Source organism: Acinetobacter lwoffii, assembly GCF_024129855.1.
GTDB lineage: Bacteria > Pseudomonadota > Gammaproteobacteria > Pseudomonadales > Moraxellaceae > Acinetobacter > Acinetobacter lwoffii_L.
Map to the genome: position 1 here is coordinate 1 of NZ_JAMXXC010000072.1, position 626 is coordinate 626.

1 pseudogene is annotated in these 626 nt (G+C 46.8%); it reads right to left on the minus strand.

Annotation, left to right across the window (positions count from 1 at the left end):
- Positions 1 to 626: pseudogene (locus NI465_RS16540) on the minus strand (ISNCY-like element ISAba32 family transposase); the annotation flags it as partial.

Here is a 626-nt window from a genome sequence, read left to right on the forward strand (position 1 = left end):
CGGTTCCTGCCAGGTAAAAATATCATCCAGTTCAAGATGAGATTCGGTTAATGGCCGATGTAAATTCTTTGAGTTTCGCGCACACTTGGCAAACTTCTGATTGAAATGCTCAATAAAGCAGGGCAGCCAGGCATTTGCCTCGGCAATTGAACAGATACCTTCTAGGCGCATTTCCTTGATCAGGCGATCCTGGAGTGTTCTATTGGCACGTTCCACACGGCCTTTGGCCTGGGGTGAGTTGGCGAAGATAATATCAATATTTAACTCATTCAGAATCCGCCCAAATTGCGTGATCTGGCTATCTTGGCTCGATTTCTGATTCACTCGGAATACCGAGTGTTTATCGCTATAAAACGCTAAAGGCTTGCCGTATTGCTCAATGTAGGCTCGGGTTGAAAGCATATAATCAAAGGTCGTTTCAGCCTCACAAAAGCGCAGATGCAACAGCTTTCCAGTGGCGTCATCGATATAAACCAGCAAGCAGCATTTGGAAGCTCGGCCTTCAAACCAGTCATGATATGAGCCATCGATCTGGATCAGCTCACCGAAGCAATCACGGTTGTATCGAGGCTGATATGGACGTTTCAGGCGCTTGGATCGAGGAATCCAGAGGTCATTTGCAGTCA